Source organism: Delftia sp. BGA-UO-ETr-SB1, assembly GCF_059567865.1.
Map to the genome: position 1 here is coordinate 44,028 of NZ_JCAQOW010000004.1, position 14,640 is coordinate 58,667.

Annotated in this window: 16 protein-coding genes; 12 read left to right on the top strand and 4 right to left on the bottom strand. The window is 67.6% G+C overall.

Annotated features, from left to right (window positions below; genetic code table 11):
- The first annotated feature begins 2 nt into the window (after positions 1 to 2).
- From AC57B5_RS00640 to AC57B5_RS00680, 9 genes are all read left to right on the top strand, one after another.
- Positions 3 to 785 carry an ABC transporter ATP-binding protein gene (locus AC57B5_RS00640; RefSeq protein ID WP_197942917.1) on the top strand — a complete coding sequence of 261 codons (783 nt, stop codon included), beginning with the start codon at positions 3 to 5 and terminating at the stop codon, positions 783 to 785.
- The gene (locus AC57B5_RS00645) at positions 782 to 1,531 is read left to right on the top strand and encodes a branched-chain amino acid ABC transporter ATP-binding protein (RefSeq protein ID WP_197942918.1); all 750 of its coding nucleotides are present in this window, start codon (positions 782 to 784) and stop codon (positions 1,529 to 1,531) included. Before AC57B5_RS00640 ends, AC57B5_RS00645 begins: the two co-directional genes overlap by 4 nt.
- Complete coding sequence (locus AC57B5_RS00650) at positions 1,528 to 2,520, top strand: branched-chain amino acid ABC transporter permease (protein WP_197942919.1); 993 nt, start codon at positions 1,528 to 1,530, stop codon at positions 2,518 to 2,520. The genes AC57B5_RS00645 and AC57B5_RS00650 overlap by 4 nt, the downstream gene beginning before the upstream one ends.
- A 13-nt stretch (positions 2,521 to 2,533) precedes the next feature.
- Entirely contained in the window at positions 2,534 to 3,601 is a 1,068-nt protein-coding gene (locus AC57B5_RS00655) for a branched-chain amino acid ABC transporter permease (protein ID WP_197942920.1), read from the top strand.
- 77 nt (positions 3,602 to 3,678) lie between these two features.
- Positions 3,679 to 5,871, top strand: coding sequence for a 3-hydroxybutyrate oligomer hydrolase family protein (locus AC57B5_RS00660; RefSeq protein WP_197945238.1), 2,193 nt, complete (start codon positions 3,679 to 3,681; stop codon positions 5,869 to 5,871).
- 65 nt (positions 5,872 to 5,936) lie between these two features.
- Positions 5,937 to 6,845 (top strand): alpha/beta fold hydrolase, encoded by a 909-nt coding sequence (locus tag AC57B5_RS00665; protein WP_141834023.1) that lies wholly within the window; start codon positions 5,937 to 5,939, stop codon positions 6,843 to 6,845.
- 109 nt (positions 6,846 to 6,954) lie between these two features.
- Entirely contained in the window at positions 6,955 to 7,950 is a 996-nt protein-coding gene (locus AC57B5_RS00670) for a rhodanese-like domain-containing protein (RefSeq protein ID WP_012204475.1), read from the top strand.
- 262 nt (positions 7,951 to 8,212) lie between these two features.
- A complete protein-coding gene (locus AC57B5_RS00675) occupies positions 8,213 to 8,533 on the top strand; it encodes a DUF2845 domain-containing protein (RefSeq protein ID WP_197942921.1) in 321 nt (106 codons plus the stop codon).
- A gap of 69 nt (positions 8,534 to 8,602) precedes the next feature.
- The gene (locus AC57B5_RS00680; RefSeq protein ID WP_197942922.1) at positions 8,603 to 8,821 is read left to right on the top strand and encodes a hypothetical protein; all 219 of its coding nucleotides are present in this window, start codon (positions 8,603 to 8,605) and stop codon (positions 8,819 to 8,821) included.
- Between the two features lie 104 nt (positions 8,822 to 8,925).
- On the opposite strand, the gene AC57B5_RS00685 is transcribed toward AC57B5_RS00680, so the two are convergent.
- From AC57B5_RS00685 to hemH, 4 genes are all read right to left on the bottom strand, one after another.
- Positions 8,926 to 9,099, bottom strand: coding sequence for a hypothetical protein (locus AC57B5_RS00685; RefSeq protein ID WP_012204476.1), 174 nt, complete (start codon positions 9,097 to 9,099; stop codon positions 8,926 to 8,928).
- 11 nt (positions 9,100 to 9,110) lie between these two features.
- The gene (locus AC57B5_RS00690) at positions 9,111 to 10,208 is read right to left on the bottom strand and encodes a YeeE/YedE thiosulfate transporter family protein (RefSeq protein ID WP_047218325.1); all 1,098 of its coding nucleotides are present in this window, start codon (positions 10,206 to 10,208) and stop codon (positions 9,111 to 9,113) included.
- Positions 10,209 to 10,301: 93 nt separating this feature from the next.
- Positions 10,302 to 11,276: a sulfurtransferase gene (locus tag AC57B5_RS00695; protein ID WP_197942923.1), complete on the bottom strand. Its 975-nt coding sequence runs from the start codon at positions 11,274 to 11,276 to the stop codon at positions 10,302 to 10,304.
- A gap of 146 nt (positions 11,277 to 11,422) precedes the next feature.
- Positions 11,423 to 12,520 carry a ferrochelatase gene (hemH, locus tag AC57B5_RS00700; protein ID WP_071954862.1) on the bottom strand — a complete coding sequence of 366 codons (1,098 nt, stop codon included), beginning with the start codon at positions 12,518 to 12,520 and terminating at the stop codon, positions 11,423 to 11,425.
- 91 nt (positions 12,521 to 12,611) lie between these two features.
- On the opposite strand from hemH, the gene AC57B5_RS00705 reads away from it, so the two are divergent.
- Genes AC57B5_RS00705 through AC57B5_RS00715 form a run of 3 tightly spaced genes read left to right on the top strand, consistent with a single transcriptional unit; the run spans position 12,612 to position 14,515 of the window.
- Entirely contained in the window at positions 12,612 to 13,382 is a 771-nt protein-coding gene (locus AC57B5_RS00705; protein ID WP_496398510.1) for an HAD family hydrolase, read from the top strand.
- A gap of 30 nt (positions 13,383 to 13,412) precedes the next feature.
- Positions 13,413 to 14,246 carry a DUF2189 domain-containing protein gene (locus tag AC57B5_RS00710; protein ID WP_496398511.1) on the top strand — a complete coding sequence of 278 codons (834 nt, stop codon included), beginning with the start codon at positions 13,413 to 13,415 and terminating at the stop codon, positions 14,244 to 14,246.
- A 56-nt stretch (positions 14,247 to 14,302) separates the two neighbouring features.
- Positions 14,303 to 14,515, top strand: a complete 213-nt coding sequence (locus AC57B5_RS00715; protein WP_012204482.1) for a DUF2788 domain-containing protein — start codon at positions 14,303 to 14,305, stop codon at positions 14,513 to 14,515.
- The last annotated feature ends 125 nt before the right edge of the window (positions 14,516 to 14,640 follow it).

Here is a 14,640-nt window from a genome sequence, read left to right on the forward strand (position 1 = left end):
CAATGTTGCGCACAGAAGATCTGACCATCCGCTTCGGGGGCCATGTGGCCGTCAACGGCGTGAGCTGCGCTTTCGAGCCGGGCACGCTGACGGCCATCGTGGGTCCCAACGGGGCGGGCAAGACCACGTATTTCAACCTGATCTCGGGGCAGCTCAAGGCCACTGCCGGGCGCGTGCTGCTGGGCGGGCGCGAGCTGACGGGGCTGGCCCCTTCGGCGCGCACGAGGGCCGGGCTGGGGCGGGCGTTCCAGCTCACCAATCTGTTCCCGCACCTGAGCGTGCTGGAGAACGTGCGCCTGGCCGTGCAGGCGCGCGACGAGGGGCCGCACCGGCGCGGCCTGAACCTGTGGAGCATCTGGAGCGACCACCGCGCGCTCACGCAGCGGGCGCTGCACATCCTCGACCAGGTGGCCCTGTCCGCCCGGCGCGACGAGGCCGTGGCCGCGCTGCCGCATGGCGACCAGCGCAAGCTGGAGGTGGCCTTGCTGATGGCGCTGGAACCCCAGGTCTATATGTTCGACGAGCCCACGGCTGGCATGAGCCATGACGAGGCGCCGGTGATCCTGGACCTGATACGCAAGCTCAAGCAGGACCGCAGCAAGATCATCCTGCTGGTGGAGCACAAGATGGATGTGGTGCGCGAGCTGGCCGACCGCATCATCGTGCTGACCAATGGCACGCTGGTGGCCGATGGGCCGCCGGCCGAGGTCATTGCCTCGCCTGTGGTACAGCAGGCCTACCTGGGTGTGGTGTCGGAGCAGGGCGCCGTGAAGGAGGCCGCATGAGCGCTGCCGCCAACCTCAACCCAAACCCCAACCTGCTCGAACTGTCGGGCGTGCACACGCATATCGGGGCCTATCACATCCTGCATGGCGTGGACCTGGCCGTGCCGCGCGGGCAGCTGACCATGCTGCTGGGGCGCAACGGCGCGGGCAAGACGACCACGCTGCGCACCATCATGGGCCTGTGGCGGGCCAGCCAGGGGCGCATCGCCTTTGGCGGGGCCGACATCACGGCCCTGCCCACGCCGGCGATCGCGCGGCTGAACATTGCCTATGTGCCCGAGAACATGGGCATCTTCGCGGACCTGACGGTGCAGGAAAACCTGCTGCTGGCCGCGCGCGGCGCCTCGCACGCCGACCGCATGGACGCGCAGCGGCTGCAGTGGATCTTCGGCATGTTCCCGGCCGTGGAGAAGTTCTGGAACCACCCGGCCGGCAAGCTGTCGGGCGGGCAAAAGCAGATGGTGGCGGTGGCGCGCGCCATCGTGGAGCCGCGTGATCTGCTGATCGTGGACGAGCCAAGCAAGGGCCTGGCACCGGCCATCATCGAGAACATGATCGCGGCCTTCGCCCAGCTCAAGGCGGGCGGCACGACGATTGTGCTGGTGGAGCAGAACCTGGGCTTTGCGCGCCGCCTGGGCGACCGCGTGGCGGTGATGGACAACGGCCGCGTGGTGCACGCGGGCGGCATGGCCGAGTTCTCGGCAGACGCGGCGTTGCAGCAGTCGCTGCTGGGGCTTTCGCTATGAACAAGCTGAACAAGCTGGATGTGGATTTCAAGCCGCTGCTGCTGGTGCCCGTGCTGGCCCTGGTGGCGCTGCCGCTGGTGGGCTCAGGCTCGACCTGGCTGACGCTGACGGTGGCGGGGCTGGCCATGGGGATGATCGTGTTCATCATCGCCTCGGGGCTGACGCTGGTGTTCGGGCTGATGGATGTGCTGAACTTCGGCCACGGCGTGTTCATCGCGCTGGGCGCCTTCGTGGCCACCAGCGTGCTGGGCGCCATGGGCGACTGGACGGGCTCCGAGCAGCTGTGGCGCAACCTGCTGGCCGTGCTGCCGGCGATGGTGGTGGCCATGCTGGTGGCGGGCGCCATCGGGCTGGCGTTCGAGCGCTTCATCGTGCGGCCCGTGTACGGCCAGCATCTCAAGCAGATCCTGATCACCATGGGCGGCATGATCATCGGCGAGGAGCTGATCAAGCTCATCTGGGGCCCGCAGCAGATTCCGCTGCCGCTGCCCCAGGGCATGAAGGGCGCCTGGCTGCTGGGCGATGCCGCCGTGGAGAAGTACCGCGTGGTGGCCGTGCTGGTGGGGCTGGCGGTGTTTGCCCTGCTGGCCTGGACGCTGTCGCGCACCAAGATCGGCCTGCTGATCCGCGCGGGCGTGCAGGACCGCGAGATGGTGGAGGCCCTGGGCTACCGGGTGCGCCGCCTGTTCGTGGGCGTGTTCGTGGCGGGCTCGGCCCTGGCCGGGCTGGGCGGGGTGATGTGGGGCATGTACCAGCAGAGCGTGGTGCCGCAGATGGGGGCGCAGGTGAATGTGCTGATCTTCATCGTGATCATCATCGGCGGGCTGGGCAGCACGGGCGGGGCGCTGATCGGCGCGCTGCTGGTGGGGCTGATGGCCAACTACACGGGGTTCCTGGTGCCCAAGGTGGCGCTGTTCTCCAATATTGCGTTGATGGTGGCCATCCTGCTGTGGCGCCCGCAGGGCGTCTATCCCGTGGCGAACCGCTGAAGGAGTGATCGACATGCTCAACCGATTGCTTTCCGGCGACATGCCGCGCAGCCGCGTGCTGGCGGTGCTGCTGCTGTTGATTTTTGTGGGGCTGGCGGCGGCGCCCTTCGTGTTCCCTGGCGTGAAGGCGCTGAACGTGGCGGCCAAGGTGCTGATCTTCGTGGTGCTGGTGGCCAGCTTCGATCTGCTGCTGGGCTACACCGGCATCGTGAGCTTTGCGCACACCATGTTCTTCGGCATTGGCGCCTATGGCGTGGCGATTGCATCGTCGCGCATGGGTGCGGGCTGGGGCGCGCTGGCGCTGGGCCTCGGCGCGGCGCTGCTGGTGTCACTGCTGCTGTCGCTGGCCATCGGCCTGTTCTCGCTGCGGGTGCGGGCCATCTTCTTTGCCATGATCACGCTGGCCGTGGCGGCGGCGTTCCAGACGCTGGCCTCGCAGCTGTCGGAATGGACGGGCGGGGAGGACGGGCTGAGCTTCAAGCTGCCCGAGTGGCTGTCGCCCAGCTTCGAGCCCTTCGAGAACGAGGTGCTGGGCGTGCTGATCGACGGGCGCATCATCACCTACTACCTGCTGTTCGTGCTGGCCGTGGTGCTGGTGCTGGCGCTGCTGCGCATCGTCAATTCCCCGTTCGGCCGCGTGCTGCAGGCCATCCGCGAGAACGAGTTCCGTGCCGAGGCCATCGGCTACCGGGTGGTGGTGTACCGCACTCTGTCCAGCGTGCTGTCGGCCCTGTTCGCCTGTGTGGCCGGTGCCATGCTGGCGCTGTGGCTGCGCTATAACGGGCCCGATACCTCGCTGTCGTTCGAGATCATGATGGACTGCCTGCTGATCGTGGTGATCGGCGGCATGGGCACCATCTATGGCGCGGCGATCGGCTCGGTGCTGTTCCTCATCGCCCAGAGCTATCTGCAGGACCTGCTGCGCGTGGCCAGCGAGTCGGCCCAGGCGCTTCCCTGGCTGGCCGCGCTGCTGTCGCCCGACCGCTGGCTGCTGTGGTTGGGCTTGCTGTTTGTACTGTCCGTGTATTACTTTCCCACCGGGGTCGTGGGCCGTTTGCGTTCCCCCGCTGCCAAGGCTTGACCAGCCTGTGGCGCATTCGTGCATCAGAGAAATATCAAAAGGAGATGAGCATGTTCAAGCGTGAAGGTGTGGCATTGATGGATGGGCGAGACACAAGGCGGGCGCAGCCCTGGCGCTGGACGGCCACCGCCGTTGCGGCGGCCGCGCTGGCGGCCTGCGGCAGCGGCGAGCATGAACCCAGCAACGACCTGCCCAAGGGCTTTACCGAGCTGGGCGCCACGGTGTATCCGGCCACGGCCACCGGCACGGGCGCCACGGCGGCCACGCAGGACTTGCTGACGGGCGGCCTGGGCAAGACCGGCCTGGGCGCCGCAGCTGCGCCCCTGTACGCGGACCCTGCCAATCCCACGGCGGCGGAGCTGCGGCGCAATGCGCTGTACTCCAACTACCGGGGCATCCTGGACCCCACGGCGGGCGGCGGCTACGGCACGCTGTACGGCCCCAACATCACGGCAGACGGGCAGGTGACTGCGGGCGAAGGGCTGATCCCCGGGCGCGAGTACCTGGCCGTGCTGGACGACGGCACGGGCCGCAAGCAGACCATGGTGGCGGTGCAGGTGCCGGACAGTTTTGACCGCAACCGGCCCTGCATCGTGCTGGGCCCGTCCTCTGGCTCGCGCGGCGTGTATGGCGCCATCGGCACGGCGGGCGAGTGGGGCCTGAAGAAGGGCTGCGCCGTGGCGCTGACCGATGCGGGCAAGGGCGTGGGCCTGCACAACCTGAGCGACGACACCGTCAACAAGCTGGACGGCACACGCGCCACGCGCACGGATGCGGGCAGCCTGTCCTTCTTTGCCGCACGGCTGACCGATGCGGCGCGCGCCGCCTACAACGCGGCGTTTCCCAACCGCATTGCCATCAAGCACGCGCACTCCCAGCAGAACCCTGAAAAGGACTGGGGCAATGACACGCTGGCCGCGGCCCGCTATGCGCTGTACGTGCTCAATGCCCGCTATGGCACCACGCAGGACCCCGTGCCCTTCGGCAAGGACAACACGCTGGTGCTGGCGGGCTCGGCCTCCAACGGCGGCGCGGCCGTGCTGCGTGCGGCCGAGCTGGATGCGGACGGCCTGATCGACGGCGTGGTGGCCTCCGAACCCGTGACCGAGATGCCCACGCGCCAGGGCTACACCATTGCCGTGGGCAATGCGACCATGCCCAACCCGGGCCGCACGCTGGCCGAGTACACCACCTACGGCAACATCTACCAGCCCTGCGCGGCGCTGGCGCCCGATGCGGCGCTGACCGAGACATCCATCTTCAACTACATAGGCCTCACGGCCATGACGGCGCGGGCCGAGGCACGCTGCACCAGCCTGGCCGCCAAGGGCCTGGTCATTGGCAGCACCACGGCCGACCGCGCCGCCAATGCGCTGAGCAAGCTGCGCCTGTACGGCTGGACGCGTGACCACGACCGCATGCACAACGCCCACTACGCGCTGGGCAACGGCCCCATCCTGTCGGCCATGTACACCATGGCCTATGGCCGGTTTGGCGTGGATGCCAACCTGTGCCGCACCAGCTTTGCGGCCGCCAATGCCACGGGCGACGTGGTGCCCGCCACGGGGGCCGCGCTGGCCCAGAGCTTTGCCACGGCCAATGGCACGGCCAACGGCACGCCCGCCACGGTGGTCTACAACGACTCGGTGGGCGGGGCCAAGGCCTGGCAGTTTGCCGTGTCGCCCTCCACGCGCGTGGCCGACCTGGGCCTGGACAACGCGCTGTGCCAGCACGCGCTGGTGACGGGCTTCGATCCGGTGACGGGCTTCAATCTCTCCGAAAGCAGCGTGCCCACGCGTGCTCAGAGCGACGCCGTGCGCGCCGGCATTGCCGAGGTGCTGCACACCGCCAAGCTGCGCGGCAAGCCCACCATCATCGTGGCGGGCCGCAGCGATGCGCTGGTGCCGGTCAACCACAATGCGCGCGCCTACACGGTGCTCAACCGGGGGCTGGACGGCAGCAACACGCGGCTGCGCTATATCGAGGTGGTGAATGCCCAGCACTTCGATGCCTTCCTGCCGTTCTCCGGCTTCGACACGCGCTTTGTGCCGCTGCATCCGTACTTCAACCAGGCCATGGATGCCGTGTGGGCCAACCTGCGCAGCAGCACGGCACTGCCGGCCAGCCAGGTGGTGCGCACCACGCCGCGCGGCGGCCAGCCGGGCGCGGCGCCCGCCATCACGGCGGCCCAGGTGCCGCCCTTCGTGGCGCGGCCCAGCACGGCCAACACCATCGAGGTCAGCGACGGGCTGATCCGCATTCCTGAGTGAGCCAGGCCCTGGAGCGGCCGGCGGCCAAGGCGGCCGGCCGCTCCTGCACCGCAGAGATTTCTCCCATGGTTTCCAAAGCATCTTCCTCATCCGCGCCCGTACCCGCTTCCTGCTACACGCAATGCGCGGGCTACGAGATCCACTACATGGACTGGCAGCCCGCGCCCGATGTGGCGCCAGCGGGCACCGTCGTCGCCTGGCACGGGCTGGCGCGCACGGGGCGTGATATGGATGCACTGGCGCAGTTCCTGGCAGGCCAGGGCTGGCGCGTGATCTGCCCCGACACGCCGGGCCGGGGCCTGAGCCAGTGGAGCCGCGCGCCGCGCGAGGAATACCGGCTGGGCTTCTACGCCCGCATTGCGCGCGGGCTGTTCGATGCGCTGGGGCTGGAGCGCGCGCATTGGGTGGGCACGTCCATGGGCGGGGCGATCGGCACGGTCTGCGCCTCGGGCCTGTTCGAGCCGTCGCTGCGCGCACGCATTGCGACGCTGGTACTCAATGACAATGCGCCGCAGCTGGCCGAGTCAGCGCTTGCACGCATCAGGTCCTATGCGGGCCAGCCCCCGGCCTTCGATACGGTGGGCGAGCTGGAGGCCTTCTTTCGCCAGGCCTACCGGCCCTATGGCTGGCTCAGCGAGGCCGAGTGGCGCAAGCTCACCGAGACCAGCGTGCGCCGCCTGCCCGATGGGCGCGTCACGCCGCACTACGACCCGGCCATGATCGAGCAGTTCACGGCCCATGACGACGACTACGGCATCTGGCCGCACTACGACGCGCTGGAGATCCCCGTGCTGCTGCTGCGGGGCGTGGACTCGGACCTGGTGCTGCCCGAGGTGGCTCGGGAAATGACCACGCGCGGCCCCGGTGCGCGCGGCCTGCTGCACTGGCAGGAGGTGCCCGGCTGCGGCCATGCGCCGGCGCTGAACGTGCCCGCGCACTGGCAATGGGTGCTGGAGCATCTGCAGCGCGGCTGAGCATCAACCCGGGCCGGGCGCGGATGTTGCTGCCGCGCTAGCATTTGCGACGGGTGCAGCCTCGCCTTCTTTTCGGGTGCGGGCACCGTCTGGGCAAGAGAGGCCTGACATGGGTTTTCTGGTGGAGCTGATCCGCGAGTACGGCTTCGGCATCGTCTTTCTCAATGTGTTCGTCGAGCAGCTGGGTGCGCCGATTCCGGCCTACCCGGTGCTTGTCGTGACCGGGGCGCTGGAAGGCGCTGACTGGGTGCGCCTGCTGTGGCTGGTGGCCGTGGCCGTGAGCGCGGCGCTGATTGCCGACCTGTTCTGGTACCAGGCCGGCAAGGCCTACGGCCACCGTGTGCTGGGCCGCATCTGCCGCATCTCGCTGTCGCCCGATGCCTGCATCCGCCAGACCGAAACCGTCTACGGCCGCTGGGGCGCAAGGTCGCTGCTGGTGGCCAAGTTCGTGCCGGGGTTTGCCTCCATCGCCAGCGCGCTGGCCGGCGTCATGGGCACACCGCTGCGCAGCTTCGTGCTGTATGACGGGCTGGGCGCGCTGATCTGGGTAGGCTCGGCCGTGTACCTGGGCTCGCTGTTCAGCTCCACGGTGGAAGACCTGCTGGGCGTGCTCACGGCGCTGGGCCAGTGGGGCCTGTTGCTGCTGGGCGTGGCGCTGGGGCTGTTCATCGTGCGCAAGTGGTGGCAGCGCCATCGCATGGTGCGTTCATTGCGCATGCCGCGCATGTCGGTGCGCGAGCTGGCGGGCCTGCATGCCCAGGGCATGGAGCCCACGGTGATCGATGTGCGCGCCCTGCCGCAGTACCGCCAGGGCCATATCCCCGGCGCCCAGTCCTGGGAACTGCGCCCGCGCGATGGCGGCGAGTCGCATGCGCACCTGCTGCCCCAGCACGACCATCCCCACGGGCTGGTGATCTACTGCGACTGCCCCAACGAGATATCCGCCGCCCGCCTGGCGCGCCAGCTGCAGCGCGCCGGCTTTGCCAATGTGCGCCCGCTGGTGGGCGGCCTCAAGGCCTGGCAGGCGGCTGGCTTCGACGTGGAAACCGCGCCGCTGCCCGTGACGGCCAGCGCGGACGAGGGGCCGGCGCCCAGCGTGCCGTAGTGGCTGAAGGTCCTCGGATTGCTGCCGGATTGAGTGCGAGAAAACGTTAACGTTCACACGAAGTTGATAACGAGTCGTCTGTTCTGGTAGAGACGTCAGCGGGCTGGACCTGAAGTGGTCCTTGCTCTCTCTGATGCGCTCCTCGCCCTATCGCTTGCCAAGATGCAGGATGGTCACCTAGCGTTTGCTGGTGCCTGAAGCGCGCCATGCTTCAATGTTTTAATTTGTTACTATTGCCGTTCATTTGAATGAGGGCATGGTCATGACATTGCTGATTCTCTTGATTCTTGGCGCTGTTGGATATTTCTATTTGGCGCATGTCTTGAATGAGAAGAAGAGGGCGCGGCTTATGGAGAAGTACGGCGATGCGGACATTGTCGAGCGCATCATGAAAAAGATGTTCTGGCAGGGGCAGACAGAGGAGCAGCTATGCGATTCGCTTGGAAACCCAGTCGACATCGACTCCAAGGTCATGAAGACGAGACATCGTCAGGTGTGGAAGTACCAGCCCTCAGGCCGGAACCGGTATCGGCTGCGTATCACGGTGGATGACGGGTATGTCGTCGGATGGGATCAAAAATAGGCAGCTTCCTCGTCTCACCCGTTGCAGTTCAATTTTTTATCCTTGTCTCAGGTTCGTTCCAGAAGAAATATGAAGTACGTTGTCTACATCGGCGCCGCGATGGGTGTCTTTTTCATGCTCTCAACCATTGGCGTCCAGGGAGCACCGCAAGAGGCGGCACTTGCAGCTATGGCCTGTGCTTTTTGCATCATCCCCTACGTTGTTTTCAGGGTCCGGCAGTCGGCGGTGGAAGAAGAGCAAAGGAAGAAGATCATCGAGTTGCTGAGAGTCATCGCTCAAGACAAATGAAACCTGCTCCTGAGGGGGCGTGCGAAGCAAAAAAGCCCCTTGGCACTGCCAAGGGGCTTTTTCATTCAGGCGAATTCAGTCGTGAGGTCCTGCCATCAGCAGACCTATTTGCCCGCCGGCATCGAGCAGTGCCCGCCTTGCGTTGCCTTGCCCGAGCCGGCCGCGATCAGCGGTGCCTCGAAGCGCAGGTCCACGGGCGGCGAGTGCAGGTGGTCCCAGGCCAGGAAGAGGACGAGCACGGCCCAGAAGACCGCGCGCAGGGTGTTTTGCTGTGTCATGGCGGGTCCTCTCAGAAATTGAAGTGGCGGCGGATGCGCAGGCCGAAGATGGTGCCGGCAAACGCCAGCGGCACCCAGATCCAGCCGTGGATGCTGCCCGTGGAGATGCCCGAGAGCATGGCGCCCACGTTGCAGCCAAAGGCCAGGCGCGAGCTGTAGCCCAGCACCAGACCGGCCACCAGGGCCACCATCCATTGCGTGCCCGTGAGCGGCTTGGCATTGACGGGCTTGGCGGCAGCCACCCACAGGGCGCCGCCCAGGATGCCGATGTTGGTGATGCTGGTCACGTCCAGCAGCACGGTCTCGTGCAGGCGCGCGGCGTTGCCGGGCTGGCTCCAGAACCAGTTGCCGGCCAGGTCCACGGCGCCCGTGGCGTTGGCGATCTTGGCGGCCCACAGGCCGAAGCCGTAGACCACGCCCCAGGGCTGGCCCGCAATGACGAGGTTGAGCGTGGCCAGCACGGCCAGCAGCACGGCACCCACCACCCACTTGCGCACGAACAGCGGCTTGGCCGGGCGCTTGAGTGCCACGTTGGCGCCACGCACATACCAGGCCACGCCCAGCGCGACCACGGCCAGCGCCGCCAGCGTGGCCAGCAGGGCAGGGGCCCAGCCCCAGGCCGTGACCAGGCCCACGGGCTGGGTGTTGCCCAGGTCCAGCCACCAGCCCAGGTGCAGGCTGCCCAGGAAGCTGCCGATGGCAAACACGGGCAGGATGGCCGCATTCATGGGAATGCCCATGCCGGCCTTGTACAGCGTGCCGCTGCCGCAGCCGTCCGCGATCTGCATGCACAGGCCGAAGACGAAGGCGCCCACCAGCAGGCTGATGCTGGGCGGGCCCAGGGCGGCCGTGAGTTCGGGATAGTGGCCCAGCAGCGGCATGGCCAGGGCGGCGGCCAGCGCCAGCAGCAGCAACTGGCCGAAGACGCCGCTGGCGTCCTTGTCCTCGATTAGCATGCGCCAGCCCGTGGTGAAGCCGAAGCGCTTGCCGGCCAGCACCGCGCCCAGGCCCAGGCCCACGGCGAACAGCGCGGCCTGGCGCACCGAGACGCTCCACAGCAGCCAGCCAAAGAAAACGGCCAGGATGGCCGCAAGAGGAAGTCGTTTCATATCATTTTTCTCCATGCAGTCGCCCTCCCCCGCGGAGCGGGTAGAGAGGCGCCGTGCCACGGGGGGAAGGCGCGCAAGCGCCTCAGGGGGTGTTTACTTGAACTTTTTTTCCCACCACTGCTTGGCGTCGTAGGCCAGGGATTCGGCGCGGCCGGGCTGGTTGGCCATGGGCGGCGCATCGGCCTGCTGCGTCCAGTCCACCATGGAGCCCGCATACAGCTTGACGCCCGGCAGGCCCGCGACCTCGGACAGGCCGAACCAGTCGGTGGCTGCCCAGTGGCCGGTGTTGCAGAAGGCCACCATGTCCTGGCCCTGCTCGCGCTTGACCTTGGCCGCGATCTGCTTGGCCGTGGCGGTATCGACAAAGGTGGAAGTGCCGGGCACGAACCATTGGTTGAAGTCAAGCTGCTGCGCGCCGGGCAGGGTGCCCGAGAGCTTGGCGGCGGGCGCGCGCGTCTTGCCCTGGTAGAAGGCGTCGGGGCGCGAGTCCACCAGGGCGGCGTTGCTGAGCTTGACGTGCTGGCCCACGTCCTCGCGCGTGGCGATCAGGCTGGTGTCGAGCTGGGGCTGGTAGCTGCTGCGGGCCACTTTGACGGCCTCGTTGTCCTGCGGGAGCTTTTGCTCGTTCCAGGCCTTCATGCCGCCGTTGAGCACGGACAGCTCCTTGAGGCCCAGCAGCTTGAGCGTCCAGTACACGCGCGCTGCGGCGCCGAAGTCGGTGGCGTCCGCGCCCGTGGAGACCACGATGGCGTGGGTGGCCGGCGTCAGCCCCAGGGACTGCACGAGTTCGGTGAGCTTGGGCAGCTCGGGCAGTTCACCGGGGTTGGTGGCGGGACCGCGCCATTTGCCGTAGGGGGCGTTGAGCGCACCGGGAATGTGGCGCTCGCCATAGGCCTTGGGATCGCGGATGTCGATGATGCGCACGGCGTCCTGGCCGGCGGCTGCCTGCACGCCGGCAGGGGTGAGCAGGGGTTCGGCGGCCTGGGCCGTGCCGAAGGCGGTGCAGGCGAGGCCCAGCGCCAGCAGCGGGACTGCCAGGCGCAGCGAGGGAAGAAATGTCTTGGTCATGATGGCTGGGGCCGGTCATGGAAGACCGGCGGAACAAGCAACTGGAGTGCAATTGTCCCGCTTGCAGCATCTATATACAAAGACGCTTATGCATTCTGCTCATGAGGCAGGGTTATATGGCGCGGTGCAGAAGATGCAGAACGGCCTCAGCGCTGTGCGCCCACGGCCTTGGCGCGCTCCAGGCTGGCGTCCAGTTCGGCCTGCGGCGCCTTCTGCGTGGGCCAGCCCTGCATATGCTGCTGGGCGATGCGGCTCAGCGCCGTGATCCAGGGCGCGCTGTCGTTGAGGCAGGCAATGAACTCGAACTGCTCGCCACCGGCATGCATGAAGGCCTCGCGCGCTTCCTGGCTGATTTCCTCCAGCGTTTCCAGGCAGTCGCTGGTGAAGCCGGGGCAGACCACGTCCACCCGTTTGGTGCCGCTGCGTGCCAGCTCGATCAGCGAGGGCTCGGTATAGGGCTCCAGCCATTTGGCCTTGCCAAAGCGCGACTGGAAGGTCACCAGGTATTGCGAGGGCGACAGGCCCAGGCGCTCAGCCAGCAGGCGGGCGGTCTTGCGTGATTCGCAGTGGTAGGGGTCGCCCAGGTGCAGCGTGCGCTCGGGCACGCCATGAAAGCTCATGACCAGCTTTTCGCCACGGCCGTTGCTGCGCCAATGGGCCTCGATGCGCTGGGCCAGCGCGTCGATGTAGGAAGCATCGTCGTGGTAGCGGTTGACGAAGCGCAGCTCGGGAATATGGCGCTGGGTGCGGGCCCAGTCATAGACCGCGTCGAACACGCTGGCCGTGGTCGTGCCCGAGTACTGCGGGTACAGCGGCAGGATGAGGATGCGCGTGGCGCCCTCGGCCTTGAGGGCATCGAGCACGCTGGGGATGGACGGGTTGCCGTAGCGCATGGCATGGCGCACCAGCACGTTGTGCCCGGCCTCGCCCAGCCACCCGCGCAGCAGCAGGGCCTGGCGCGCGCTCCAGTGCTGCAGGGGGGAGCCGTCCTTCTCATGCCAGACGGTGGCGTACTTGGCCGCCGACTTGGCCGGCCGCGTGCGCAGGATGATGCCGTGCAGGATGGGCAGCCAGGCAATCCTGGGGATCTCGACCACGCGGTCGTCGCCCAGGAACTGCGCCAGGTAGCGGCGCACGGCCGGGGCCGTGGGCGCATCGGGCGTTCCAAGGTTGCACAGCAGCACGGCGGTGCGCTGGGGTTGGTCGTGGCGGAATGGAGGTTCTGGCGCGAAGCGGGAAGGCATGGGGCCGATTGTGGCAGGACGGAGCCGCCTGCCACGCGAGTCGGATGACCCGGCTGCTGCCGGCAACGGCTGCCTTCGCTATGCTCGAACCATGTCCCAAGCCACCATCGCCCCCCTCGCCGAATTCTCTCTTGACCCTGCATTGGCCGCCTTGCAGGAGCTGCGCCGCAGCGGCCGCATCCGCGCCATTTCCATCGACCTGGACGACACGCTGTGGCCCGTATGGCCCGCCATCTCGCGCGCCGAACAGGTGCTGCTGGACTGGCTGCACGCCCATGCGCCCACCACGGCCGCAGCGCTGCGCGACGTGGCCACCCTGCGCGCCATCCGCGTGCAGATCGAGCGTGACCGCCCGGACCTTGCCCACGACCTGAGCGGCCTGCGCCGCGAGTCCATCCGCCTGGCGCTGCAGCGCAATGGCGACGATGGCGGCCTGGCGGAAACGGCCTTCGACATCTTCTTTGCCGAGCGCCAGCGCGTGGACCTGTACGAGGACGCGCTGCCCGCCCTGCAGTTCCTGGCCGCGCGCTGGCCCGTGGTGGCGCTGAGCAACGGCAACGCCAGCGTGCACGTGGTGGGCATTGGCGAGCATTTCCATGCCGCGCTGAGCGCCACCAAGGCGGGCATGGCCAAGCCCGATGTGCGCTTTTTCCACGCGGCGGCGGCGGCGGCAGGCGTGGCGCCTGACGAGGTGCTGCACATTGGCGACGACGCGCGGCTCGATGCGCTGGGCGCCATGGATGCGGGTATGCACGCAGTCTGGCTCAACCGCACGGGCGTAGCATGGCCTCACGAGGGGTCCACGCCCCACGTCACGGTGGCCAGCCTTGCGCAGTTGTGCCAGGGGCTGGCTGACAGCTGACCCTGCCTGCTCGCGAAGCCGCGCCATGCCATGCCCACCAGCCACAGCACCGCTTTCTTCCACCCCCCCGTCCTCCCCGCCGTGCGCAGCATCGGCTGGAAACACCCCCTGAGCTGGCTGGCGCGTGGCGCGCGCGACATGGCCAGGGCGCCCTTGCTGAGCCTGGCACATGGCCTGGTCTTGACCTTGATCGGGTTTTTGATCTTGACGCTGGGGCACAATCGCTTTTGGCTGATGGCCGGGGCCCTGTCGGGGTTCCTGATCGTCGGCCCTGTCGTGGCAACCAGCCTCTACGCCATCAGCCGTGCGCTGGAGCGCGGCGAGCGCGCCGACCTGTCCCTGGTGCGCATCACCTGGATGCGCTGGCAAAGCGGCCATGCGTCCAAGGCCGAGGGGCAGGGCGGCTACTGGTGCCTGGTGCAGTTCGGGCTGCTGCTGTCGCTGGCGGCCACGGGCTGGGTGCTGGTGTCGGCCTCGCTGATCACCGTGCTCTCACCCGTGCGCATCGCCACCCCGGCGGATTTCGTGCAGCACGTGGTGCTGGCCCGCGACGGGCAGTTGTTTGCGATATGGCTGGCGCTGGGCAGTTTTCTGGCAGCGCCTATTTTTGCGTCCAGCGTGGTGGCCATGCCGCTGATGCTGGACAGGCGGGTGACGGTGCGCCAGGCCGTGCTGACCAGTTGGTTGGCCGTGCTGGCCAACCCTGTGCCTCTGGCACTGTGGGCCGCCCTCATTGTGTTGTTGACCCTGCTGGGCCTGGGCAGCTGGCTGCTGGGACTGGTGGCCGTGATGCCCCTGCTGGGGCACGCGAGCTGGCACGCGTACCGCGATCTGGTTGATGCGTCGGCCTTTCCGGCGCGTTGAGCCGGGCGGGCCCGGACCGGCCGGGCCTGCAGGGGAGGATGTAGGACGGTGTTGTCGTGATATTCGGGTATACAGAAGAACAGATCGCCCATTTCTTCCTCACCTATGGCGTGGGGGCCTTCATCCTCTTCATGGTGTTCATCATCCTGCAGCTGGCGCGCCAGTCCAAGGCAGGAAAGTTCGGCACCTTCGTGATCTTCCTGGGCCTGGGCGTGGGCTTTGTCGGCTACATCGCCAAGATCGTCATCCAGTGGTGGATGGAAAAATGATCGTCACCCCCTGAGCCGCTGCGCGGCTTCCCCCTCTCTCGCTTCGCGGGAGGGGGACGACACCCTCGCGGCGGGGCGGCCCTCGCTCGGTGTCCCAGGCTTTGGGCTGCGTCGGGTTTTTGTGC